General features: G+C 37.8%; 23 protein-coding genes and 3 tRNA genes. 15 read left to right on the top strand and 11 right to left on the bottom strand.

Annotation, left to right across the window (positions count from 1 at the left end):
- The first annotated feature begins 21 nt into the window (after positions 1-21).
- Together EHQ16_RS04100 and EHQ16_RS04095 are read left to right on the top strand one after the other, a co-directional pair.
- Positions 22-1,239, top strand: a complete 1,218-nt coding sequence (locus EHQ16_RS04100) for an MFS transporter (protein WP_135635398.1) — start codon at positions 22-24, stop codon at positions 1,237-1,239.
- Positions 1,240-1,464: 225 nt separating this feature from the next.
- Positions 1,465-3,513: a Kelch repeat-containing protein gene (locus EHQ16_RS04095; RefSeq protein WP_167482630.1), complete on the top strand. Its 2,049-nt coding sequence runs from the start codon at positions 1,465-1,467 to the stop codon at positions 3,511-3,513.
- A 73-nt stretch (positions 3,514-3,586) separates the two neighbouring features.
- Here EHQ16_RS04095 and EHQ16_RS04090 read toward each other — a convergent pair whose 3' ends face one another.
- The 5 genes from EHQ16_RS04090 to bcp form a co-directional block, all read right to left on the bottom strand.
- A complete protein-coding gene (locus tag EHQ16_RS04090; RefSeq protein ID WP_135635402.1) occupies positions 3,587-4,741 on the bottom strand; it encodes a chemotaxis protein CheW in 1,155 nt (384 codons plus the stop codon).
- A gap of 7 nt (positions 4,742-4,748) precedes the next feature.
- A complete protein-coding gene (locus EHQ16_RS19660; protein WP_135635403.1) occupies positions 4,749-6,281 on the bottom strand; it encodes a methyl-accepting chemotaxis protein in 1,533 nt (510 codons plus the stop codon).
- 13 nt (positions 6,282-6,294) lie between these two features.
- A complete protein-coding gene (locus EHQ16_RS04080) occupies positions 6,295-6,822 on the bottom strand; it encodes a chemotaxis protein CheW (RefSeq protein WP_135635405.1) in 528 nt (175 codons plus the stop codon).
- 744 nt (positions 6,823-7,566) lie between these two features.
- On the bottom strand, positions 7,567-9,045 hold the full coding sequence (locus EHQ16_RS04075) for a leucyl aminopeptidase (protein ID WP_135635407.1): 1,479 nt from the start codon (positions 9,043-9,045) through the stop codon (positions 7,567-7,569).
- A complete protein-coding gene (gene bcp / locus EHQ16_RS04070; RefSeq protein WP_135635409.1) occupies positions 9,042-9,515 on the bottom strand; it encodes a thioredoxin-dependent thiol peroxidase in 474 nt (157 codons plus the stop codon). Before bcp ends, EHQ16_RS04075 begins: the two co-directional genes overlap by 4 nt.
- A gap of 78 nt (positions 9,516-9,593) precedes the next feature.
- On the opposite strand from bcp, the gene EHQ16_RS04065 reads away from it, so the two are divergent.
- The 3 genes from EHQ16_RS04065 (at position 9,594) to EHQ16_RS04055 (ending at position 12,624) form a co-directional block, all read left to right on the top strand.
- Positions 9,594-9,989 (top strand): hypothetical protein, encoded by a 396-nt coding sequence (locus tag EHQ16_RS04065; RefSeq protein WP_135635411.1) that lies wholly within the window; start codon positions 9,594-9,596, stop codon positions 9,987-9,989.
- 27 nt (positions 9,990-10,016) lie between these two features.
- Complete coding sequence (locus EHQ16_RS04060; RefSeq protein ID WP_135635413.1) at positions 10,017-11,489, top strand: potassium/proton antiporter; 1,473 nt, start codon at positions 10,017-10,019, stop codon at positions 11,487-11,489.
- A gap of 82 nt (positions 11,490-11,571) precedes the next feature.
- Entirely contained in the window at positions 11,572-12,624 is a 1,053-nt protein-coding gene (locus EHQ16_RS04055; protein WP_135635415.1) for an ankyrin repeat domain-containing protein, read from the top strand.
- 32 nt (positions 12,625-12,656) lie between these two features.
- On the opposite strand, the gene EHQ16_RS04050 is transcribed toward EHQ16_RS04055, so the two are convergent.
- Positions 12,657-14,051, bottom strand: coding sequence for an APC family permease (locus tag EHQ16_RS04050; protein ID WP_135635417.1), 1,395 nt, complete (start codon positions 14,049-14,051; stop codon positions 12,657-12,659).
- The gene (locus tag EHQ16_RS04045) at positions 14,052-14,567 is read right to left on the bottom strand and encodes an LIC10415 family protein (RefSeq protein WP_135635419.1); all 516 of its coding nucleotides are present in this window, start codon (positions 14,565-14,567) and stop codon (positions 14,052-14,054) included. It lies immediately after the preceding gene.
- A gap of 174 nt (positions 14,568-14,741) precedes the next feature.
- Between EHQ16_RS04045 and sppA the strand changes: the two genes are divergently transcribed.
- From sppA to EHQ16_RS04010, 7 genes are all read left to right on the top strand, one after another.
- On the top strand, positions 14,742-15,707 hold the full coding sequence (gene sppA / locus EHQ16_RS04040) for a signal peptide peptidase SppA (protein ID WP_135602117.1): 966 nt from the start codon (positions 14,742-14,744) through the stop codon (positions 15,705-15,707).
- Positions 15,704-16,312 carry a hypothetical protein gene (locus EHQ16_RS04035; RefSeq protein ID WP_135635421.1) on the top strand — a complete coding sequence of 203 codons (609 nt, stop codon included), beginning with the start codon at positions 15,704-15,706 and terminating at the stop codon, positions 16,310-16,312. Before sppA ends, EHQ16_RS04035 begins: the two co-directional genes overlap by 4 nt.
- Position 16,313: 1 nt before the next feature.
- Positions 16,314-17,054, top strand: a complete 741-nt coding sequence (gene surE, locus EHQ16_RS04030; protein ID WP_135635423.1) for a 5'/3'-nucleotidase SurE — start codon at positions 16,314-16,316, stop codon at positions 17,052-17,054.
- A gap of 5 nt (positions 17,055-17,059) precedes the next feature.
- Positions 17,060-17,731 carry a tetratricopeptide repeat protein gene (locus EHQ16_RS04025; RefSeq protein WP_135635425.1) on the top strand — a complete coding sequence of 224 codons (672 nt, stop codon included), beginning with the start codon at positions 17,060-17,062 and terminating at the stop codon, positions 17,729-17,731.
- Positions 17,732-17,790: 59 nt separating this feature from the next.
- Positions 17,791-17,862: transfer RNA gene (locus EHQ16_RS04020), tRNA-Pro, on the top strand.
- A gap of 17 nt (positions 17,863-17,879) precedes the next feature.
- A tRNA-Arg gene (locus EHQ16_RS04015) sits at positions 17,880-17,953 on the top strand.
- 18 nt (positions 17,954-17,971) lie between these two features.
- Positions 17,972-18,043: transfer RNA gene (locus EHQ16_RS04010), tRNA-His, on the top strand.
- Positions 18,044-18,356: 313 nt separating this feature from the next.
- Here the strand turns inward: EHQ16_RS04010 and EHQ16_RS04005 are convergent.
- On the bottom strand, positions 18,357-18,944 hold the full coding sequence (locus EHQ16_RS04005) for a DJ-1/PfpI family protein (RefSeq protein WP_135635427.1): 588 nt from the start codon (positions 18,942-18,944) through the stop codon (positions 18,357-18,359).
- Positions 18,945-19,048: 104 nt separating this feature from the next.
- Here EHQ16_RS04005 and EHQ16_RS04000 point away from each other — a divergent pair, with 104 nt between their 5' ends.
- Positions 19,049-19,345, top strand: coding sequence for a DUF805 domain-containing protein (locus EHQ16_RS04000; RefSeq protein ID WP_135635429.1), 297 nt, complete (start codon positions 19,049-19,051; stop codon positions 19,343-19,345).
- A 171-nt stretch (positions 19,346-19,516) separates the two neighbouring features.
- Here the strand turns inward: EHQ16_RS04000 and EHQ16_RS03995 are convergent, their stop codons facing one another.
- Both EHQ16_RS03995 and EHQ16_RS03990 read right to left on the bottom strand, forming a co-directional pair.
- Positions 19,517-20,410: a hypothetical protein gene (locus tag EHQ16_RS03995; protein ID WP_135635431.1), complete on the bottom strand. Its 894-nt coding sequence runs from the start codon at positions 20,408-20,410 to the stop codon at positions 19,517-19,519.
- Positions 20,411-20,553: 143 nt separating this feature from the next.
- The gene (locus EHQ16_RS03990; RefSeq protein ID WP_135635433.1) at positions 20,554-21,669 is read right to left on the bottom strand and encodes a tyrosine-type recombinase/integrase; all 1,116 of its coding nucleotides are present in this window, start codon (positions 21,667-21,669) and stop codon (positions 20,554-20,556) included.
- A 283-nt stretch (positions 21,670-21,952) separates the two neighbouring features.
- On the opposite strand from EHQ16_RS03990, the gene EHQ16_RS03985 reads away from it, so the two are divergent.
- Positions 21,953-22,168, top strand: a complete 216-nt coding sequence (locus EHQ16_RS03985) for a hypothetical protein (protein ID WP_135635435.1) — start codon at positions 21,953-21,955, stop codon at positions 22,166-22,168.
- Positions 22,169-22,195: 27 nt separating this feature from the next.
- A complete protein-coding gene (locus EHQ16_RS03980) occupies positions 22,196-22,897 on the top strand; it encodes a hypothetical protein (protein WP_135635437.1) in 702 nt (233 codons plus the stop codon).
- Positions 22,898-23,003: 106 nt separating this feature from the next.
- On the opposite strand, the gene nadB is transcribed toward EHQ16_RS03980, so the two are convergent.
- Positions 23,004-24,605, bottom strand: a complete 1,602-nt coding sequence (gene nadB, locus EHQ16_RS03975) for an L-aspartate oxidase (protein ID WP_135635439.1) — start codon at positions 24,603-24,605, stop codon at positions 23,004-23,006.
- Between the last annotated feature and the right edge of the window lie 24 nt (positions 24,606-24,629).

Raw genomic sequence — 24,629 nt, 5'->3', positions numbered from 1 at the left:
AAACCTATTTATTTACATACCATGGATTTTAAGTTTTCTAGATATCATGTTTTCGTAGTTGGCATCCTTGCCTTTTTGCAATTCACAGTAGTCCTTGATTTTATGATCCTTTCTCCTCTGGGAGTTTTGGTGATGCAAGAACTACAAATTTCAACGCAACAATTTGGATTTGTGGTTTCTGCTTATGCATTTAGTGCAGGTATCTCTGGAATCTTAGCTGCAGGTTTTGCCGATCGTTTTGATCGTAAAAACATGTTATTATTTTTTTACATTGGATTTGTGGTCGCAACTTTTCTATGCGGAATCGCAACGAGTTATATCTTTTTACTCGGAGCTAGAATTTTGACTGGATTATTTGCTGGTGTTCTTTCTTCCATATCCTTTGCCATCGTTGCCGATTTGTTTCCATTGCAAGTGAGAGGAAGGGTGATGGGATTTATTATGACAGCCTTTGCCGCAAGCCAAGTGTTTGGTCTTCCCATCGGAATTTATATATCAAATTTATGGGGATGGCAATCTCCCTTCCTTATGATTGCTGGTATCAGTGGACTTGTTGGGTTTATCATTTTTTTCTACTTAAAACCAGTCACTACCCACCTTGACCACAAAACGGATACACATGCCTTCCACCACTTAGTAAAAACACTGACTCAACCTAAATATTTACCAGCCTTTGTTGCGACAACTTTGCTCGCTACAGGTGGATTTATGTTAATGCCTTTTGGTTCTGCATTTTCTGTCCACAATCTTGGGGTAAAATTAGAAGATCTTCCTTTGGTATATATGGTCACGGGGGTGGTTTCCATGTTAGGTGGACCAATTATGGGAAGGCTCAGTGATGCCATTGGAAAGTACAGAATGTTCGTGATTGCATCGGCCATCGCTGCTTGTATCATTATTTATTATACAAAAATGGAAATCACTCCTTTGCCAATTGTGGTTTTGGTGAATTCCCTTCTTTTTGTATTTGTTGCCGCACGAATGATTTCTGCCAATGCCATGACTTCTGCCGTTCCTGATTTACATGATCGAGGTGCCTTTATGTCGATCAGTTCTTCCATCCAACAAATTTCCGGTGGAATTGCAGCCTCCGTTGCTGGACTCATTGTGATTCAGACTTCCAGTGGTTATATGGAACGGTATGATATTTTAGGGTATGTGGTAGCAACGGCCATCGTACTCACTGTTATCCTTATGTACAGTGTTCATAAAATCGTTTTAAGTAAACATTCGAAATAACGAATATTATCTCATTTGAATCCTTCGCGGGAAAAAAACACTCCCGCGTACATAAAATTTTTTAAAAAATAATTTTTTTTTTCCAGGAAAACGTAATTTACGTTCTAAAAACCCTTCTAAACCGTTTTTAACGTTCTAGAACTTTTCCAACCTATTGATAAACTATTGCATTTTCTAGTCATTTCTGTGCACCTAACCGTATGCTGAATGTACAGGAAAAAGCGAATGGAAAACATAAGAAAAATATTCAAAAATTCACTCAAACTTGCAATAATTTTACTTTGGGGATTTCTCTCATTTACCCAATGTAATCAAGTCAATGGCCTTTTAGGGAATGATGGCCTCGAAAAAGAATTACAAACCACACAATTGTTAGCACTAATTGGGGTTGCGAAACCACCGGAAATTCGTTATGAAAATGGAACGGGAAATCCCGACACACCACCACCGAATAACACCGGATCTAATAACAGTTCCACTGCGCCGTTGACTCCAGCCCCTGAGCCATTAAAAAATATTTGGGCTACGCTTAGTAATTTACCAAGAAGTTTTAGATATCCAACAACACAAACTATAGGGGATAAGATTTATCTATTTGGAAATGATGTTTATGGTAACTTAACAGATGGAAATGCATACTCTTATAATACAGTAACTGCACAGTGGACAAAACTTAAAAATATGCCCGGACCACGATACGGATCCAGTTCCGCAGTGGTTGGAAACAAAATTTACGTCTTAGGTGGATATGAGTACGTATACCAGTTACAATATGATCAAGCCCCTTACTGTGTGAATCAATTGTTATGGCATTGTTTCCAATGGTATGACCCACCACCTGTCTATGGATATACAGCTCATGCAAGAAATTCGTTATACATTTATGACACTTTGACTGATACTTGGACAACAGGAGCTCCTATGCTCGATGTGACTAATTTTAATTCAAGTATTGCTTATGATGGGAAGGTATATTCTTTCTATAGAGGTAAAGTCGATGTATATGATCCATCTTCTAACCAATGGAATCAATTACTTTCAAATTCTCCAATTTACAACTACTACACAGTCCAAGAGTATAATCAGAAATTCTACTTTTTTGCTGGTACAACTTCAACATGGAGTTTCAGTTCTGTCTATGAATTTGACCCTACAAATCTAACGTTCACTCAAAAAACAAACATACCAACTCCTCGAATATTCGCTACCTCGATGGTTCTAAATGGAAAAATCTATGTTATGGGGGGTCACGAGGGCCAAAATGCAAGAGTCATCGAAGAGTATACTCCAGATACAAACTCTTGGGCAGTAAAAGCTTCTTTACCTATTTACGGAGATCTAAACCGGGGGGTAGGTGGCTATGCAAACGGACGTTTTTATGGGTTAGGTGGATACAATAATGTGGTTGTATATTATGATCCTGCCAATGACACAACGACTCATCTAAAGGTATTGATGAACCAAGCAAGATATTATTTTGCATCTGCAATTTATGAAAATAAATTTTATGTATTTGGCGGTCATAATGGTAGTTCTTCCCTTACTTGGATTGAGGCTTTAGATTTAACCACCAATTCATGGTCAAAAGTAGGCGAGTTGCCAAATGGTAAACATGGATTCAAAGCTGCAGTTCTTGGTAATAAGATTTACTTGGTTGGTGGAAATCGAGGTTCATCTACTTTATCGGAAGTGGAAATCTTTGATCCAGCAACTGGTAATATTTCAACCGGCACACCAATAGACACTCCAAGACAACACCATTCTCTTTGTGTTAATAATGGAAAGATGTATGCTGTTGGTGGCAATAACGGAAATACGATTCTAAATACTGTAGAAGAGTTTGACCCAGTTACTAATAAATGGGTATACAAACGTGCAATGACAACGGCTAGAGCTGATTCAGCTTGTATTTTCCATGATGAAAAACTCTATGTAATTGGAGGGAGAATGCCTTCAACAGGTTATACTGCTCAAGTTGAGTCTTATAACCCAGTTTCTGATAGTTGGGCCATGCACCAACGTATGAATTATGCTCGTGGATTGTTTGATGTAGTCAAACTGAGAGGTAGAATTTATGCTATTGGAGGTTATAATAATGGAGTTACGAACCAAGTAGAAAAATACGACCCAAGTTTGGAACAGTGGATCCCGGAATATTCAATGAATTTGTCCCGTTATGGTCATTCTGCGATAGCTCCCGATACAAATCGTATCATTGTTGTTGGAGGAAGTGATGGACCTAATTATTTCAACAATGCAGAAGAGTTTTATTAAAAGTTAAAATCGAATTAAGTATCAAACTTTTTTCAATTGATCGGCGGGATAAAATGCCCGCCGTTTTTATTTGTTATTTCACTCCGCTTATTTCTTGTTTGCTGAAAATGGATTTCGCATCTAGGATTAAACTTACATTTCCATTTCCTAAAATTGTAAATCCATTGACACCTTGTGCTTGTTCCATGATGCCTATCAAAGGTTTGATCACAACATTTTGACTTCCAATGATTTCATCAACACGAATGCCTAATAGTTTCTTTTCATACTCTAGAACAATGATTAATGGATCTTTGTTATCATATTCGATAGATTCTTTGTGATTTAATATTTGATTGATATTAAAAATTGGAACAAAAGTTCCTCGGATATCAAGAACATTCTGATCTTTGTCTAATTCGATTTCTTTTTTGTCGCGAAGACTTACAAATTCTCTTAATTCAACCGTTTGTATTGTGAAATATTTAATACCAATGCGAACTACAGTGCCTTCCATTGTTCCAAGAGATATCGGTATTCTTAAAACAAAGGTTGTCCCTTGGTTTGTTAATCGAATAGAATCATCTATTATGATTCCATTTTGTTTTGCTTTTTCCAAAATCTTTCTTCGATCTAGTCCATGTCCATCATCACGAACCGTGACTAAAACTTCATTTATCGATTGGCGCGCGCTTAAGTAAATGTTCTTAATTTCGGATTTTCCATTAGATAATCTTTTGTCAGAGGACTCTAATCCATATTCAATAGAGTTTTTTAGAATATACACAATTGGTTCGAAGATTAAATCAACTCTGGATTTATCAATTTCCGTATCTTCACCGCTGGTATGTAGTAATACTTTTATATCGGATTGGTTTTGTAATTCATGAACAATGCCTGAGATTTTTTTAAATACCCCTGATATAGGAATCATTCGAGTGGAAAATGCAACGTCTTGTAAATCTATTAATATCTTGTGAAACCGTGACAAAGTAGAATTTAAGCTTTCGTTTTTTATCGATTTAATTGTTGGATGTTGTGTAATATTTGATTCGGCGATGACTAACTCTCCAACTAGTTCTAATAAGGTACTTAGTTTTTCGCTAACAACTTTCTTTTCTTCAAGTAACTGGGCTACGGTTAAATCTGGATCTTTAATATCTTCTACAGAAAGGATTGTATTTTTACAATCCTCATGATTTTGTAGACCTTCTTGGATAGATCCAGTTGATAATTCTTTTCTATCCATGTTAAAATTAGAATTTTTCAGAATGGTTGTGGTCTTGTTTGAAAGAAGTAATTGGATTTATTTTTCCTGAATTGGGTAACGAAAAATCTGTATTAGCTTTTTTCCCAAATTCAGAACCTATGTTCTTTATATCACTGATATTGTCCTTTTTTGTTTTCTGATTTAAATTGATTTTTAGTTTCACTAAAGATTCCATAATCTCCATTAGATGTTTGGCTTGTTCTTTTAATTCATCGGAAGTGGCTGCAAGTTCTTCTGAGGCGGATGCAGAAACTTGTGTAGTTTGATCCATTTGTGTCATTGCCGTAGAGATTTGGGTGATTCCTGCGGATTGTTCTCTTGAAGAAACTGCAATTCCTGAAACGAGTTCTGCAGTTCGATTGATACTTGGTACAATTGCTTCAATGACTTTCCCTGCTTCTTCTGCAAGGGAAACACTATTCTTTGAAAGTTGATTAATTTCCTGTGCCGCCACTTGGCTTCTTTCTGCAAGTTTTCTCACTTCATCAGCAACCACTGCAAAACCTTTTCCATGTTTTCCTGCTCTAGCTGCTTCGATTGCGGCATTTAACGCAAGTAAGTTTGTTTGATAAGCTATTTCTTCGATAATTTTGATCCTGGATGAAATATTTTTCATTGCCTCTAAAGTTTTTAAAACAGACTCTCGTCCGACTGTAGCTTCGCTCGCAGACTTATCGGCAATATTATTAGTTTCAATTGCTGAATCAGCATTTTGACTTACAGAGGCTGACATTTCTTCAATGGAAGCTGTAGTTTCTTCCACTGAAGCGGCTTGTTCACTCGCACCTTGACTTAATGAAAATGCCGTTGAGGATACTTGTTCGGAAGCCAATGTGACCATTCCAACAATTTCCATTGCTGCATTTAGCGATTTTGTGATGCTGGAAATGATCCAAAATGAAAGAATACTTGCGAGGACAAAAGAAACTAAAAGTAATGTTCCCAGTAAAACAAACATAGACGAATAAGTTTTGTTTGCGATGAGTTTTGAATCATTCATTTTAGACACTGCAATATCGGTAAATTCTTTTGTTACTAGATCCATAGCGGTGATGGCTGCCCTACCTTTCGTGCTAGAATGCAACTGGGCTTCTCTAGTTTTAAATTTTAGGGCGAATGATTTAGTCACTTCGAATTCTTTTGAATATGTATTGAAGGTTTCGTCTAGAGATTTAGCTTTTTCTCTTTCTTCATTATCCAATAGATCAAAAAAGGATGCTTTTAATTTTATAAATTCATCATATGCTTTTGCCCGTAGATCCAACCTTTTGTTTTGTTCTTCGATCGTTACGGAAAGAATTAAGTTTTTTTCTTCACGTACTAATTGTAAAAAGTACATTCTTAATCTTTCTGAAAATTGAACTTTCTGTGAGTGCAGACTTACGATCTCGTTTAATCTATCGTTTAAATTATTTAATGAGCCGATTCCAACGATAGTATTGATTAAAATAATCAGAACTAGCCCACTAAAACCTAAGATTAGTTTCGATTTTACTTTCATGTTATTGAGGTATTTCATAATGTTTCCTTTGTTAATTTTTAATAGCTAAAGCTTGTTCTAAGGTATGTTTATCTTCGTCTTTAAGAAGATTTTCTATGTTAAGTAAGACTTTTACATCTTCATTGATTTTTGCGATGGATTGAACGAATCTGTTATTTTCAGACTCTCCAAATTTTGGAGCTTCTTCAATATTCTGAGTATTGATCCGGATTACTTCTTTGACGGTATCTACAATCAAGCCAATTAGTTGATTTTGAATGTTAAGGATGATGATACAGGTTTTTTCATCATAACTTATGTTTGCCATTCGAAACCGATCTCGGACATCAATGAGAGCAATGACTTTACCACGTAAGTTGATCACACCTTTGATAAAAGATGGCATATCCGGAATTTCGGTAATGGTTTGCATACCAACAATTTCCGTGATGTTTTTAATTTCGATTCCATAACTTCTGTCTGCTAAAGAGAAAATTAAAAATCTATTTTCGATTGTGTCTTCTTCATAGTCAAAGTCGTCGTTATCATCAGTCAGTGAATCCAATTCACTACTATTCATTAGCATTCCTCATAAGTAAATTTTTGATTTATTAAATTATTGTGATGTGAAATTTGCACATAGTGGAAATTTAAGGGATATATATGGATAGTTTCGTATCAAAATTGGAATACAAATTCAACTTTAGTAAATTAAAATATACTTTTGTTATCATAAATTTAACTTTTTTATAACTTTAGACCTGGGACTAGTCCGAATACCTCTTTCGTATATCTTTTATCTACATATTTATTTTGCCGGTAAAATAGTTGAAAAAATTATCTGTTCTTTGTTTCCAAAAATTTTTAAATATTTAGTCTTTGTCGAATATATAGAAAGAAATGATTACGTTTGATTTTTTGGTTTTAGCTAGGTTGTTCGTTATTCTAGTTAGTGGTTCCTTAGACGTTTCATTTATATATAACTGAAAATGACATATTTTTTAATTCAGAAAAAGTAGCAATCATTTTGATGAATTGATAAGGAAAAGAAAACTATAAGTTAAAAGCCTAATATAAGAAGAAAATAATTAAATGTTTTGTAGAGCGCTAATATTTAGAATCAATGTAATTCTTTCGAAAATAATGAAGATAAATTTTATATTTAATTCTGTTTGTCTTTCTTAGCATTAGATAATTAAAATAATCTAATTTTTTAGGGTAAACTATAGATAAATGAATCTGAATGAGTGCTTGCGATGTCTGATGATTGAGAAGGATAAATAGAAAACCAAGCCGGAACAAGGTTCTCTATTTATTTGATTTTTTATTTCTTTGATAGTTCGTTCGCAAGGTCCACTAACAAACGTACTCCGTAGCCGGTCGGTCCACTGAATTGGGTTCCCGATTTTTTCTTTCTCCAAGCTGCACCAGCAATATCAATATGCGCCCAGTTTATGGATTCATCCACAAACTTAGAAAGAAAAATTCCAGCAGAAATGGTTCCTGCCCCTTTCCCTCCACCAGTGATGTTCTTCAGATCCGCAATGTCTGATTTTAAATCTTCACCATATTCTTCCCAAAGAGGAAGTTCCCATACGCGGTCATCGGAAGCATCCGAAGCAGTGAAGAGAGCTTCTCGGAGTGGATCTGAATTAGTTAGGATAGCAGCAGCTTCATGACCAAGAGCAATGATCACAGCTCCCGTGAGTGTTGCTAAATCCACCATATAATCTGGTTTATAGTTTTTGGAAACATAGGACAATACATCGCCAAGTACAAGTCTTCCTTCTGCATCCGTGTTTTGTACTTCCACAGTGGTTCCATTGTATGCGGTATAGACATCACCTGGTTTGATTGCCTTACCATCTGGCATATTTTCAGCCACACCAATGGCCGCGACAATATGGATCGGAAGTTCGAGAGCGGCAATGGCACCAATCGCGTGTATGGTGGCTGCGGCCCCACACATATCGTATTTCATTTCATGCATCTCACCAGGAGGTTTGAGTGAAATTCCGCCGGTATCGAAGGTTAATCCCTTTCCAACAATCGCAAATTTCTTTTTGGCTTTGGCCGGTTTGTATTCCAAAATCACCATCTTGCCATTGAGTTCTGACCCGCGAGCCACAGCTAAGATCCCACCGAGACCTTCTTTTTTTAACTGAGGTTCGTCCCACACTTTGACGGAGAGTTTGTATTCCTTTGCTATTTCTTTGGAACGAGAAACAAAATCATCAGGAGTGAAATAGTTTGCAGGAAGGTGCGCAATGTGACGAGCACCATTCACGTGTTTTGCGACAATTTTACTTTTGGAAAGTCCGGATTCTGCGAGAGTAGTTACTGATTTATCTTCGAATTTTAAATAAACCGCTCCCACTTTCTTTTTGTCTTTTTTCTTGGTTTGTAGAACAGAAACAGGATAACTTCCTATAAAAAGAGTATTTGCAATTTGGTAAGCGAGACGATCAGCAGAAAACTTTTTGGAAAGGGATTTGGAGATGATGATCTCAAGACCCATTCCGTCATAACTTAGAATTTTTTCTCCATACTTAAAAAAATGAGTAATGAACTTTCTAAAGTTGAGTTTTTCTTTCTCACCTAATCCAAGATAGATGGTTTGTTCTACCTCATCTCGAAATTCTTTTCCGAGTTCACCAGAAAAAACTTTGGTTTCGATTTGGACTGGGAATTTTTTCCCAAGTTCTTCTTTGACATCCTCTTGGAAGATGGGGATGAGTTTATAATAAGTGCCGGATTTAGGCGAACCGATTTGGATTTGGAGCGGAGAAGTTTCTATTTTCATTTCCCTTGGATTTCCTGAATGTCTTTGATGATTTCTTCAACGTGTCCTTTTACCTTCACGCTGTCATAGATTTTTTTGATTTTGAGAGAACTGTCGAGAAGGAAGCTGGATCTTACGATTCCCATTCCTCTTCTTCCCATAAAAACCTTTTCTCTCCAAACACCGTAGGCCTCACAAATTTCTCCCGATTCGTCAGAGATCAGATCAAAATTGAGTTCTTGTTTTTCGATGAATTTGGTATGGGATTTGGGATTGTCTTTGGAGATTCCCACTACATTGTATCCGAATTTTTTCAGTCGTGCGAAATTGTCTCGGAAGTCACAAGCTTCTGTTGTACATCCCGGTGTCATATCTCTAGGATAAAAATAGACAACGATTCCATTTTTTCCTGTTAGGTCTGCGAGTTTTACTTTTTCGCCATTTTGGTTGACACTTGTAAAATTGGGGGCTTTTTTCCCTACTTCCAACATAAATTTCTCTCCTGGTTATTGCATTCTTTTAGACAATTTTCAGTTGTCAATTTCGGAATTTGGTTCGATACTTTTGGTATGGACTCCAAGGAAAGAGCAGCACTGATTCGTGAAGCAAATACTGCCTTCAACGCCGGCGATATTCGTAAGGCACGTGAACTCTTTCTCAAAACTGACTACAAAGATGGTCTCATCCGTTTGGGTGATCATTTTATGTACGATCGGAAACTTCCTATGTTGGCCTTTGGATACTACAAAAAAGCAGGAAGACAGGACAAAGTGGACGAAATTTTCCAACGTATGGTCTATGCCCTTTCTGTTTGGCTCGGTCGCGACAAGTGGAAACTTCCCACTGCAGCAAACCAAGCGAACACCTCGGGAGCTACCGACTCTCGTCCATTAAATCCAGATGATTTTGTCGTTCATCCCATTCTCAAAGCTAAGGCTTTAGAGATACTTTCTTCTAGACGATAGTCCATTCTATTCGTCTAAGGAATAAACATGATCGACAGTTTTACCTTACAAGCCCTTGTTATTTCTACTCTCATTTTATTTTCTATTCTTTCGAGTAAACTTTTCTTCCGTTTTGGATTCCCTATCTTACTTATTTTTTTAACCTTTGGTATGTTAGCTGGAGCGGATGGTCCAGGACAAATTGATTTTAGCGATTATGGTTTGGCCCAGTCGATAGGGATTTTTGCTTTAATCTATATTTTATTTTTAGGTGGTCTAGAAAGCGAGTGGGATAGTCTTAAAAACTTTTTGGCTGTTGGCATTCGTTTGTCTATCATCGGAACCATTCTTACCGCTCTAATTTTAGGAGTTTTGATTCATTTACTTTTCCCTGTTCTAGGTTTTATGGAATCTTTTTTGCTCGGATCCATTGTGAGTGCGACGGATGCGGCTTCTGTTTTTAATATTTTCAAAACAGATTCTTCTGACCTTCCTGTTCACCTTAGAAAAATCATTGAGTTTGAATCTGGTTCGAACGATGCCGTGGGGGTTCTCCTCACTACCATTTTTATGAACCTAATCTCTGCGGATGCCAGTTTTAGTGGGTTCCAATTTTTTCGGTTTTTTGTCATGCAGGTTCTTGTTGGTGCGATGATGGGGTATAGTTTGGGGATTCTCATTCTTTATTTAATGAACTCCGTCAAACTAGGGTATGATGGTCTTTATTTAGTTTTTATTACGGCCTCCGTTCCTTTTATTTATGCAGTGACTACCGTGTTCCAAGGGAATGGATTTTTAGCAGTTTATATTGCAGGGATCATTGTTGGTCGGAACAAATTCATTCATAAAAAATCTATCTTTCGTTTTTTGAATGGCTATGTTTGGATCTTACAAATTGGAATGTTTCTCTGTTTTGGACTTCTTGTTTATCCTTCTCGGATGGCCAATATTTGGGTGCCAGGACTACTGATTGGGGTATTACTCATTCTTTTTGCAAGACCGGTAGCAGTTTTTCTTTCTCTACTCCGAGTGAAGTTACCCATAAAGGAAAAACTATTTATTTCTTGGGTGGGATTACGTGGAGCTTCACCGATCATCCTTGCCACTTTTCCAATTGCCCAAGGTTTGGTTTGGGGTGATTTGCTTTTCCATATTGTATTTTTTGTGGTTCTTGTTTCTCTTCTCATCCAAGGATCCCTCATTCCCAAAGTGGCTCAGTGGTTAGGAATTTTAAAGAAAGATCCAGATCGTAAAATTTACCATCCTACAGATTTTGATAACATCGAATTTCCTGGAATGACCTTACAAGAGTTAATTGTTCCTTATAATTCTAGTATCGTGGACAAAGCTTTGTTTGAAATCAAACTACCAGAACAATCTCATATTTTGCTCATTGCTCGGGGGGAACAATTTTTAATTCCTTCTGGTAACACACAAGTGAAAGGTGGGGATGTGGTTTGGGTACTTGCAAAAGATGATGTAATGCCCACCATCGGCAAAACCTTTATGGCTGTTGCTTAACGAACATTAATTGAAACATTGAATTGAGTTGCGTTTGCAAAAAAACTTTGAAATACTTTTTTAATATAGGTTCTTTGTAGCAGTGGGCAAAAAGAAAAAAACAACTCTTCCTAAAAATTTTGAAGAACTTCTTGAAAATGGCAACATAGATGATATTAAAGCTGTTTTTGATCATTGTGAGTTGGATGCGCGTGGTGGAAATCGAAAACATACAACGATTGGATTTATCAAATGCCCTGATTCGGTGATCCAATGGTTGGTTGAGCAAGGTGCTGATTTAAATGCTACCGATATTTGGGGGGATACAGCGCTCCACCAAAGATCGAGAAGTCGAATCAGTGATATCAAAATATTATTAGAATTAGGTGCAGATCTCCACTTTAAGAATCAATCTGGTGAAACGCCTTTACACACCGCTGCACTTGCACAAAATCCGAAGGCTTACGAAATGTTACTGCAAAAAGGTGCCAATCTTCATGAACGTAACAATCGTGGATTAACAGCTCTTGAATTAGCTCTTAGTACATGCAGCAACAGCGAAATAGAGAACACTCTTACAATCACTCAATTAAGTTTGAGAGCAGGTGCAAAAATGACTCCGATGATGAATGTTTGTGTTGAAGAAATTGGAAAACAATTTGAATTTCATCGTAAAAATTTTGATCCAGATTCAGTTCATAAAGTGAGCCAAGCATTACTAAATTTATATGAGATATTCAATATAAAACCAATAGAGACGCGTATTGAATTTGATGGAAAATCGCCCATAATTTTGAAAAGTCAGTCATGGCAAAATCAATTCGAAGAATTATGGAATTTGTTAGTTCCATCTACTGGCCAAGCAAGTACAACTCAAGGAGAGGTAATCCGAATATCTGGTCGAATTTCAAATGAAATTGAAGGAAATGGTGGAATCAATTGGGACAAAGATTTTTCTTTGATGGCAGAATCCTTCTATTTGTTGATTAATAGCGGAAATACACTTTCTTCTGATGAAATGAAAAACTTGAAATCTGTAATTTCCAATATAAAAGCAAGGAACGGGGAGACAGATTTATTAAAACAGTCTGCAGTGAAATGGGTAATCCAAAATTCCTTACCTACAAAGTTATCTCCCCAACCTTATAAAAGATAAGGTTACCTAATAAATCCTTTGTCGGTAACAATTCAGTTTGAGCTTATTTTAGTTGAATGATGTTTCGATTGTACCATCTTCTTATCCAATCGAAAAACATAATAAACAGGAAGGGCTATCAAGGTGATCATTAGCCCCCATCCTGCCGTCACCGGTTTTTCAATAAAGAGAATCATCATCACGGCTATATTAGCCAAAATATATAGGAAAATGGGCAGAGGATACAAAGGAATTTTATAATCCGATTTCATTCCCATCCTTTCAAACCGAAAGGGAGTTGCCGCTGTGAGACAAGACAAAATCAGAATCGAACAGGTGATCATATAAAGCAAAGCTTCGATTTCTTTAACAAACAAAAAGAGAATCGCTACAAAGGCCTGAAAAAATATCGAAACATAGGGACTATGCCACTTAGGATGGACTTTGGAAAAAGAGGGAAGAAAAACTCCATCTCTTGCCATCGCAAAGTAGACTCGACTCCCTCCGATGAGAATGGCCGACATAGATCCTAAAATCACCCAAGCAATAAAACTAGTGGTGAGGACAGAGTAATTAATTCCAAATAACTTCTGAAAGGCGATGGCTCCAATTCCATCTTGTCCGCTTAATTCTTCAATCGGAGCAGAAATAACAAAAAGTAAATTGATCGCAAAATACAAACCCGCGACGAGAAAACAAGCAGTGATGGCAGAACGGACAATGGTTTTTTCCGGGTCTTTCACTTCTTCTGCGATATAAGTAATCATATTCCATCCCAAGTAAGAGAAGGAAACAGGAACGATCCCAATCAAAACTTTGGAGTAAAAAGAAAGTTCCATTAGGTTGGGAAAGGGAGAGTTGAATAAATAAGACCAATTGGTATTTCCAATGGAAAATCCCAATGCCAAAAATAGAAGGAGTCCTGTAATTTTTAAGACGGCAAAAACATTTTGCACTCGAACTGCTGATTTGATTCCAAAGTAGTTGAGGCCACTAAAAAACAGGATAGGCAAAACACCGATAAATGTGACAGAACTGATTTGTAAATCTAACCCAAGTAAGGTGTAAGTGGGTGATTCCCAAACAGGAAGTCCGGGAAATAAAATTTGTACGTACTTTCCGAAGGCGAGGGCAAGTACCGATACACAAGCAGAGAAATTAGTGAGTAGGGAAGACCAACCACTCATAAAGGCGATGGCGGGGGAGTAAGCCACTTTTAGATAAACATAATCTCCTCCAGCAAAAGGAAGGAGGCGGGCTGCATAGGCATAAGTGATGGAACCGGAGAGAGCCAAAATTCCTCCGACAATCCAACAGAACAAAACAATCCAAAGGTTTCCGGTTTCTTTGATTAAGTACCCAGAGGTGAAAAATATTCCCGACCCCACCATGGAGGAGAAAAGGACGGAGATGGAATCAAAAGTATTGAGGCTACGTTTTAATTCCAATTAATTGCCGAGAAGTCGTTTTACCATTGTTTCAGAAATTGGTTTCATGGATGAAGCAGACAAAGTTCCGATTTTTCCTTTAAATTCTTCTGGGTTTAACATCATCCCAAGAGAAAAGATATTTTCGCTCTCTACTTCTTTTTTCTTTAGTTCCGCAAGGAGACTGGAAATGTTACCCTTGCTATTTTCCAAAATTTCTGGTTTGGTAACTTTACCTTCACCTAACTCTGGGAATAGCGGTTCGCCTTCAAAAAGAAGTTCTTTGAGTTTGTCTTCTTCTTGTGAGTTATCTTCCAAAAGACCAATCCGAGATTGTTCCTTAGAAAGTTGTTTTTGCAATTCCGTGAGTCGTGATTGGATATTGTGGTACTGAACAGGAAGGCTGACAACGAAGTCGGATTTTTCTTCTGACTTTTGTACAGGAACTCCTGATTTTCCAGAGACATCTTTAGAATCCTTTTTGTCCTGGATTAGTTTTTCGGCTGAGTTGAGGAGACGATTGAGACGAACATCCATGTCCTACCTTCCTTGGTAAAGGCCTTATGTCTCGGCGGTGCCTGGACATAAATCCTATGACTACCTGTCTAATTTTCGGTTAGCCCGTACAAGGAAAATAAACTTTTTCTAAAAAAAAGTAAAGAATTATTAAAGTTGACTCGGGTTTTTGCAAGGTTTTGCTTGTGGGAGTTTATGGAAAGAAACCAATTTCTTCTCTTTCTCTCCTTTTTGTTCTCCACCATTGCCACAATTCTCGGAATTGCCATCTTGGTATCTGGATCAAGCCTTGCCCGTTTCTCTAGTGGAACCGGCGGTGGTCTTTTCCAGGCCAGTGAAATTGGTGCTGTCGTCATACCGATTGTAGGTGAGATCCATTCAGGGGAATCCACTTTTGATTCTACGGGTGCTGATACCGTTTTACGCCAATTACGCGAATTGGAGGAAGACGGAAATGTCAAAGGAATCCTTCTCGAAATCAATTCCCCTGGTGGAACCGTTGCTGCTTCCCAAGAAATTTTTAACGAACTCCTTCATTTGCGTAAAACCAAAAAGATAGTAGTGAGTATGAAAGATGTGGCCGCATCCGGTGGGTATTACATTGCCGCAGCTTCCGACTATATCTTTGCACAAAACGGAACCATTACCGGTTCCATTGGAGTTATCTCCTTTGCACCTAACGTCAAAGGACTTTTGGATCGTTACGGGGTGGGTGTCCGCACCTACAAGGCGGGGAAATACAAAGATATGTATTCTCCTTTCCGTGATTCCACAAACGAAGAAGATGATATGATTGGAAAACAGTTACAAGACACCTATCGTAAGTTTGTGGAAGATGTTGCCAAAGGAAGAAATAAAACGGTTAAGTCCATTGAAGAGTTAGCAGAAGGAAAAATCTATTCTGGCGAAGATGCATTCCGTAACAAACTTGTGGATGATATTGGTGGCCGAAGAGAAGCACATAAAAAACTTTCTGAACTTTGCCAATACGATGGTCTCATTCCACTGTTTGAACAAGAGATTTCTCCTTTCGATCGTTTTTTGCAATCAATAGGTGTTAGCTTTTTGGGAGACAAATCCCATGTTTCCAAAATCAAATCTCTCATCCAATCACAAGTTTTGGTGATTTTACCAACAGCACTTGGAAAATTAATGTTATGAGAGATTTTTTCTTCGATTTAGTGGATGTTTTGGAATTGGTATTTTTGGATCCGCTTCGGTATTCGGAGGAGATCCAGGAAATTCCTTTTGCCAGAAGTCCGGTGTCCAATTGGTTGTTTTCTATTTTGGCCGCCTTGTCTTTGTCAGTGGGTATGAGTATCCTCTCTGCACCTTATACGATTTCTACATTGTCTTTTTTGTTTTTTGGTTTTATAGCCAATCTGTTTTTGTTTCGATTTTTCCCTTTTTTTTATAGTTTAGTCGCTGACTATTATGTGCAAAAAAAGGGAAGGAGTCCGAAACTTCTATTTCTCATTCTATTTGCAAGACATTCGGTCGTATTGTTTTTGTTATTTGCTCCTGTTTGTATAGTTTTTCACGCAGTGGGACTTTCTGGATTAGGCTCGGGATTTTTTTTACTCCTAAGTTTTATTTTATTTTATAGTTTTGTTGTTTCCCGTGGTTTAAAATCTATTTATGAACTAAGGAATCGCGATTCACTCCGATTTGCGTTTTATGCGCTTGGACTCACCATCATCTTTCCTTTTCTTATGAATTTATATACAGCAACCAGTATCCTCCAATCGATTTCGGGTGGTTTTTAGTTTGAATTTACTCATTACCAATGACGACGGAATTTCTTCCGCCGGAATCAAAGCATTAGAACGTGTTCTTGGGAAATCTTATCAAACCTATCTGATTGCACCTTTGAAAGAACGTTCAGTGACATCAATGGCGCTCACAGTCTTTCAAGGAATGCGAGTGGAACGAATCAATGACAATCACTATATTGCAGACGGATTTCCTGCTGATTGTGTAAACATTGGTTTGTATGCAGAGATTTTTCCGAAAATTGACTTTGTCATCTCTGGGATCAATCGCGGTGTGAATATGGGATATGATGTCCATTATTCGGGAACTGTTGGTGCAGCCAAACATGGTGCTCTTCATGGGATTCCTTCTCTTGCCGTGAGTTCGGGTCGGATTGATCCAGAGGATGGTTATGAGAAAGAAGCAGAACTTGTTTTGTTATTTTTGGAAAAATACAAATCGCAAATCCAGTCCGGCGAAGTATGGAACTTAAATTTTCCTCCTGAAATTTCTGGTTCAGGCACATTAAACGAAATCGTGTTTACTCGTCTTGGTCGTCGTCGTTACTCCGAAAAATACGAAAAAAAACAAATCATAGAAGGTGTCAGCGAATTTCAGTTAAACGGAAGTTTGCTTGGCCATGATGAAGAAACAGGAACTGATTTTGAAGCCTATTATCAAGGAAAACTTCCCGTCACACCGATTCAATTGGATCTAACGGAAAAGAGTCGATTAAAGGAACTACAATCTAAGTAGAATCTATGGCAGAAGAAACAGACTACCTCGGTTATATGAACAAAGGCAATTATGCCATGGCGCTGAACCTTTTGGATCAGGCCTTACTCCAAAATCCAGAAGACCCCATCCTTTTGTATAATTTTGCCTTATGTTGTTTTCAGACTAAAAACTTTAAAAAATCGATTCAGGTTTTGGATCGGATCCTCAGCGAATATCCTGGGTTCATTGAACTGGATAATGTGTATCGCTTAAAAGTATTTGCGCTTGTGGAATTAAAGGATTGGGAGACCGCCGAATCCATTATCAAAGAAAGATTACAAGTTGCCGTTGATGATGCCAAACTCCTTTCTTTTTTGGCCCATGTTTATGAGTACACCCACAGATTGGAAGAGGCGATAGAAATCCACAGAAGGATTTTAAGGCATACTCCTGATTATAAAAACAGTTTGAACTCCCTTGGTTACCTTTTGGCTTTAAAGAAAAAAACAAGTGCGGAAGAACGTTCGGAAGCCATTCGTTCTTTAAAAAAAGCATTGGAACTCGATCCCAACAATCCAGCCTATTTGGATTCCTTTGGTTATTTCCTGCAAACCATAGGCAAACCAGAAGAGGCTTGGAAGGCCTATCGCAAAGCTCTACAAAAGAACCCAAACCATCCCATCCTCTTAGAAAGATTGAAGAACCTAAAGAAATAAATCTCCGTTTTGTTGACACAGTCCCTCAGCCAAAAACACTGGTGATTCAAGGACTTTCTCGGGATGTAGCGCAGTGGTAGCGCATCTGTTTTGGGTACAGAGGGTCGCAGGTTCAAATCCTGTCATCCCGAATCAGTTGGTTCTATCTGACCCGGTAGCTCAGCTGGATAGAGCAACTGCCTTCTAAGCAGTTGGTCGGGGGTTCGAATCCCTCTCGGGTCGATGATTGTTCTAGAAACGGTGGATGTAGTTCAGCGGTAGAGCCCCGGTTTGTGGTACCGGTCGTCGCGGGTTCGAATCCCGTCATCCACCCATTAAAATTTCCCCTTCAACGATATATATTTTCTCCAAGGCATTGGGTGACTCGCGTTCGCCTGGCCCTCCATGGCCAGAGCTCCCGCCCACACCCATCCGTGGGTGCTGTTCGTCGCCCAATGCCTTGGAGAAAAAGCTTCGAATTCATTGGGAAATTGCGTACAAGTAAAAAGTTTTTTAAGAAACTGAGGATTGGGACTCGATTGGTTTTGGGATAGAGTTCGAGTAGTTGATTTGGAAAGATACGTTACCTAATCTTTGTTTCGTCATCTTGTTGAATTAACACATTGGCTTTTTCTTTTAATGTATCTCAACTAGGGCTCCAATCGTATTCCATACGTTTTGCGGTTCGGGTGGCTACTTCCGATCCAAATAGTTTTTGGAGGAGATAAAAACTCAAATGGATGCCGGAGGAAATTCCTCCTGAAGTTAGAATTTTTTCATTGTCTGTGTATCTAACGTTTTCTTTTACATTTAACATTGGATAGTTGCTTTTAAGAGTTTCAATGTCCATCCAGTGAGTGGTGGCTTCTAATCCATCTAAAAGCCCTATTTCTGCTAATAGAAAAGCACCTGTACAGATAGAAGCTAAATGCTTAACTATTAAGTAATTAGCTTTGATCCAACTAAGGGTTGTTTGATTTTTGATCTCAATTTTTTCGGCTCCGTAACCGCCTGGGACAATTAAAATGTCCATAGTAGGGCAATTTGCGTAATTAAAGTTAGGCAAAACCATCAATCCATTTCTTGCTTTAACGGGAGAAAGGTTTTCGGCCACTAGAAATACATTACATAATTTCTTTTGTTCCTTCGTTTCTGCGATTGAAAAAACTTCAAAGGGGCCAGCAAAGTCCATTACTTCTACTTCAGGGAATACAAGAATTCCTATTTGTAACATGGATACGGTCTCCTTTTTTTCCTTTACATGTTTAATAATTAATTTCTAATATGCCTCGTTTGTGACGAAACAAATTTACTAGTTCATTAGAAGGTAAAAACTATATGTCATTCCAAGATTCGATCAAAGTATGTTTACAAAAGTATGCTGATTTTAGCGGCAAAGCAAAACGGCCAGAGTTCTGGTGGTGGGTTGTTGCCTGTATCATTATCAGCGCTGCCTTTAGTATGTTTCTTCCAGTAATTGGAGGAATATTTTCCCTAGCGATCTTACTTCCAAGTCTCAGTGTGGGTTCTAGAAGATTGCATGATATAGGAATGAGCGGCTGGTGGCAATTGATTGGCCTTACTGGAATTGGAATTCTTGTGCTTATATTCTTTTGGGCTCAGAAAGGTAAATAAACAATTTTTAGATTCCCTGTCTCTATCCTTTAGGCGTTAGGGAGACGAAGGGCTTGGTCACCTGCCATCGTTAGATGGTGGGTGACGGGAGCGAACAGCGAACCCCGGAGTGGCCCGACCCTTTTTTGATTTGATTTTTGTAAACGATGGATTGGGGGAACGCTAAAAAACTTATTTTTCTTTTTCTAAAATAGTAAGATAAATTTCGCGTAGTAGTTTGGAAATTTTTCCATTTTTGTTTGCAAAGGTAAACATAGTAGAGTTAGACGGGCCAGAAATCATTCTTGTGATTTCTGTGGAAGCCGGCCAACCGTTACATCCATCATGTGACCATTCGTAAATAATTTCATTTGGTGATTCCGTGATGGTGTTAAAAATAAGACTCGGACAATTTTCACTAAGGCCGTTTTTTACGGCATTCATAAAGGCAGGTCGATTGGATGTGCCAATGGATTTCAAAAGATTTAATCTATAGATTTCAGTCCATGTTTCAATTTTAGTCCCTTCAGGAATCATTTCGATTAATACTTGTTCGTTGTCTTCTCCTGAGTTGCCCACATACCAACGTCTACCATCTAAATTCCGAAGGAAAGGGACTTTGACAGTTTCTTTTTTGATGTTTAGATTTTTTTCCATAAACAATCGAAGTGTTTCTTTACTTTTTTCTGAAAAATTAATGGGGACATTTAAAACCTTTTTTTCGCCTTTAGAATTTGTGATTTCGAAAGTAAAAAATAGACTTGTAGTTCCCAATTCGTAAATCCAAAGATATTCTTTTTCTAAAAGTGGTTCGCTGGATAAAATAAGATCTCCCTGTTTGATTTGGTTTGTTTCAGAGATATGTTTTGTTTTTTCCGGCCATTTGACTTCGTAACCATGAATGCTTTCTAGGTTATCGACTTTAATTTCGGCGATAAAGTTCCATCGGACAGCCGATTTGTCGATTACTGGCCCGAGACTTTTGGATCGAATCCATTCGTTTTCTATTTCGGGTTTGAGTTGGGCTAAAACTTGTGAGGAAAGTAAAATTAAAAATAAACTTAGGAATTGGAATCGTTGTTTCATTGTTATGTTCTATTTTTATTGGCAGAGTTCAGAATGGAATGTAAATTAATGGCGGTTTGGATTTCGTCAAGTAATTGTTAGAAATCAATATTTTGATTTTGGTTGGTGTGGAAAATAATAACTGAGTATGATTTGTATTTCTTTTAGTTTTTACTGGGATTGGTTTTTTCTGTGGTGGGGGGAATTCGATCCAGGGGACTCGCGATATTTTCCAACCGGCTTCTGGCAACTTTTGTATAAATTTGAGTGGTTCGGACACTTGCGTGTCCGAGTAAGGTTTGAATCATTCTTAAATCCGTTCCCAACTCCAAAAGATGGGTGGCGAAAGCATGACGTAAACTATGAAAAGTCACCTTCTTTTTGATTTTTGCCTTTTGTGCCGCATTCGTGAATATGGTTTCCGCCGTACGAATGTTAAGAGGTCTATTCTTCATACCTGGAAATAACCAAGGATTTGTTCTCACCTCGTTATAACTTTGTCTAAGAAGTAAATTGTATTCTCTTACTTTTAAGTATTCTTTTAGTTCCTCGATTAGGGAAGTGGCAAGAACGGTATATCGATCCTTTTTTCCTTTTCCTTGGTTCACCCGAACCATATTTCGTTTAAAATCAATATCAGTAATTTTTAAGTGAATGACTTCGCTGACTCTTAAACCAGAGGAATAACTGATCAGAAGTAACATTTTATGTTTTCGGTTGGGAAGAGCATCAAAGATGGCCCTTGTTTCTTCTGCAGATAAAACTTCGGGAAGTTTGTTTTCAACCTTCATTCGTGGAAATTTTAGATGAGTGAACTGTTTTCTTACCTCGCGGAAATAGAAGATAAAGGCTTGTCTGGATGCTCGAACACTGGCAACTTTTGGTTTTTCATATGTTAACAAATGATCGAGATAATTTTCTAAATCTATCATTTTGATATTCGATGGAAGTTTTTCTGTAAACACCAACAACCGGAATAAATGAGAGTAATAGGATTTGGTTGTGCAAAAGGTAAAATTTCTTTCTCTTGTTGCCTTAAAATAATCTTCTAAAATTCCACATTGTTTAGGAATTTCTCTTGGTGAGATTCTGATATCATGTGGTTCAAATGCAATTAACAATTGTTTAATGATTTTTGGGTCGTTGGGATAAGACCAAGACTTTTCCCTTGGATGGTAACATCCATTCGGAATGGATTTTGCGATTGGAAAATAAATTTTCGAATATCCAAATTGTAAATGGAATCGATTGTCATTGAGAGAGTAACGAAGTTTGATCATACGGCACCTAACCTTATATTGGTATGATGATTAGGTGGATTCTTTTGGGTTTGGTTCTTTAATTCTTTGGATTTTGGTGTTTTTAATGGAATTTCGTGTATTTGGTGGGGGAGGGGGTGAATATAATCTCCCCGCCCTGATTTGAGGGAGGGGTTCTAGACCCGCCACCCAATGTGCTCCCTTTACCACGATTTTTTGCTGCAGAAAAGCCAAATCTTTAACTCATCTTTTTTTTTCTTGGAAAGTTCGCATTCACACATAACATAAGACAATACGGAGAATTATGAACCTAATCACAGTCGGGCTCGGAGTATTATTTATCCTCTATGGAACTACTACCTATATCTTACGCATATACAAACCTGGATTTTTTTGGAAGTTGGAACCTATGAAACAAAAATGGGGAGAAAAACGCGGATATTTCATCCACGTGTTTAGTTATTCGATCCTTCCCATTATTTTTGGAATTGTTTATACCATTTTGGGGATCATGGGATAAATACTGTTATGTGAAATTATTAAAATAATGTTTTTAAATAAAATCATTCTTTTATCGATTCTTTCTTTTTTTGGATGTGTATATGATGGTAATAAGTCAGAATTTCGCACCGTAAGTGAACAAGATTATATTCCAACCTCATATACAAGAGTTCGAATAAAAGATTCGATTTATCAAGATAGTGTTTTCTCAAATATCTCAGCTATAAAATTCTTTTTTCTAAATCACATTCCATACCCGGTCGAAGAACCGACGGAAAAATGGAAAAATCAAACACTTCGCTTTTTAATTTCATCAGATGAAAATTTAATGAATACCTACCAAAACTCGTTTAAGTTTGAAAAAATTCAGGACGTATATTCTGAATTAAAACTCATTCCGAGTGAAACACATTTAACAAATTCATTTGAAGATAATACAATTTTCATTTTCCTAATGATGGATCATCAATCTAGATACCATTTTTTCAAAAGATCTATGATTGGTTTTCCTTTAATTGTCGCACTAAGGGTTTCAATTTTCAAAAATAATCAACAAATTGCATTCTGCCAGCAAATCGTTAAAAAAAATACATTCACAAATGAATTTTTGGAAACTGAATTAGGCGATAAAAATTCAATATTCTATCAACTTCAAAAAGACAATCGAATTGGTCTAAAAACTGGAAATTTATTAACGGATCAAATATCCGTATGTTTGGAAAAACTAAAAATTAAGAATCAGCCGTAAATGATAGGTGACTTCGCATAACAGCACCTTCCCACCTCACTGAAATCCTACTCTTGCGAGAAAGGATTTCTGCTAGGGTTCCTGGCGCTTAATCTTTGTTTGTCGTTTAAAGTTTGTGAGAAAGGATGGTATCTTGTCTCGAAGGAGTTCTATCTTCTGGATAGTCTGTACTATAGTGAAGTCCACGACTTTCCTTTCGTAAGAGTGCCGAACGAACAATCAGTTCTGCCACTTTCACTAAGTTTCGAAGTTCCAATAATTCAATAGAGACAGTGGTTCTGTTGTAGTAGTCTTTTACTTCTTCGGAGATTAGTTTCAGTCGACGGAGTGCTCTTTCAAGTCGCATATCGGAGCGAACAATCCCCACATAATTACTCATAATGGTTTTGATTTCGATGAGATCATGTGAGATCAGAACCCATTCTTCTGTATTGGTGGTTCCTTCTTTGTTCCAATCAGGGATAAGGTCTGTTTCAGCAGAATAACTTAGTTTTCCTTGGGACTTAATATCTCCTGCAATTCTATGTGAGAATACAAGGCACTCTAGTAGACTATTGGATGCTAGTCGGTTACCGCCATGAACGCCTGTGCATGTGGTTTCGCCGCATGCATACAAATCAGCAATATTGGTTCGTCCGAGTAAATCAGTCGCCACACCGCCACACATATAATGAGCGGCAGGCACCACTGGGATGGGATCCGTTGTGATATCGATTCCTAGTTTTTTGCAACGTTCGTAAATTGATGGGAAATGGTTGATGATGTCGTTTGCGGGTCTATGAGTGATGTCGAGAAGGACATGGGGTTCTCCTCGTTTTTTCATAGTATCATCGATGGCGCGAGCTACGATATCTCGTGGTGCAAGTTCCCCCATATCGTGGTAGTCCTTCATAAAAGGTCTACCACCTATCTCGCGTAAGATGCCACCATGGCCACGAACGGCTTCTGAAATTAAAAAACTATTTCCTTGTTCATGAAAAAGGGAAGTGGGATGGAATTGATAAAATTCCATATTTTTTACAATGGCACCAGCCCGGTAAGCACTCGCCACTCCATCACCAGTAGCAATGTTTGGATTGGTTGTATGTAAATACACCTGACCCGCACCACCAGTTGCTAAAATCGTTTTTTTAGCAAGGACAGGAAACACTTCTCCTGTTTCTGTATCTACGATATAGGCACCATAACATCTTAAGGGAAGGTTGTCTTTGTCCTTTAAATGGTGTTTGGTGATCAAATCCACGCAGGCATGATTTTCTAGAATTTGGATGTTTTTGTTGGCATGAACATGATCAAGTAGCGACTGTTCTACGGCACTACCCGTTCTGTCCAAAGAGTGGATGATCCGATTTTTGCTATGACCACCTTCACGAGCAAGATCGAGTTCCCCTGTTTGGTTTCTGGTAAAAGGAACTCCTAGATCCAGAAGTTCCCGAACTCTGGTTGGCCCTTCTTCGACAAGGACTCGCACCGCCTCCAAATCACAGAGTCCTGCTCCCGATTCTAAAGTATCTTGGATATGTTCTTCGAACTTATCCTTGTCATCAAAAACGGAAGCGATTCCACCTTGTGCATAATTGGTATTGGATTCGTAGTCTGCTTTTTTGGTAACAACCACTACGGATCCAAGCGGAGCCAGTTTTAGCGCAGTGAATAAACCACTCACTCCGCTTCCAATGATCAAAAAATCCGATTTAATTCGAGTCACATGATTTCCAATTGTATCTTCAAG

Source organism: Leptospira kanakyensis (assembly GCF_004769235.1).
Taxonomy (GTDB): domain Bacteria; phylum Spirochaetota; class Leptospiria; order Leptospirales; family Leptospiraceae; genus Leptospira_A; species Leptospira_A kanakyensis.
Note: the sequence above shows the minus strand (reverse complement) of the source record. Positions and strands in the feature narration are given on the sequence as shown.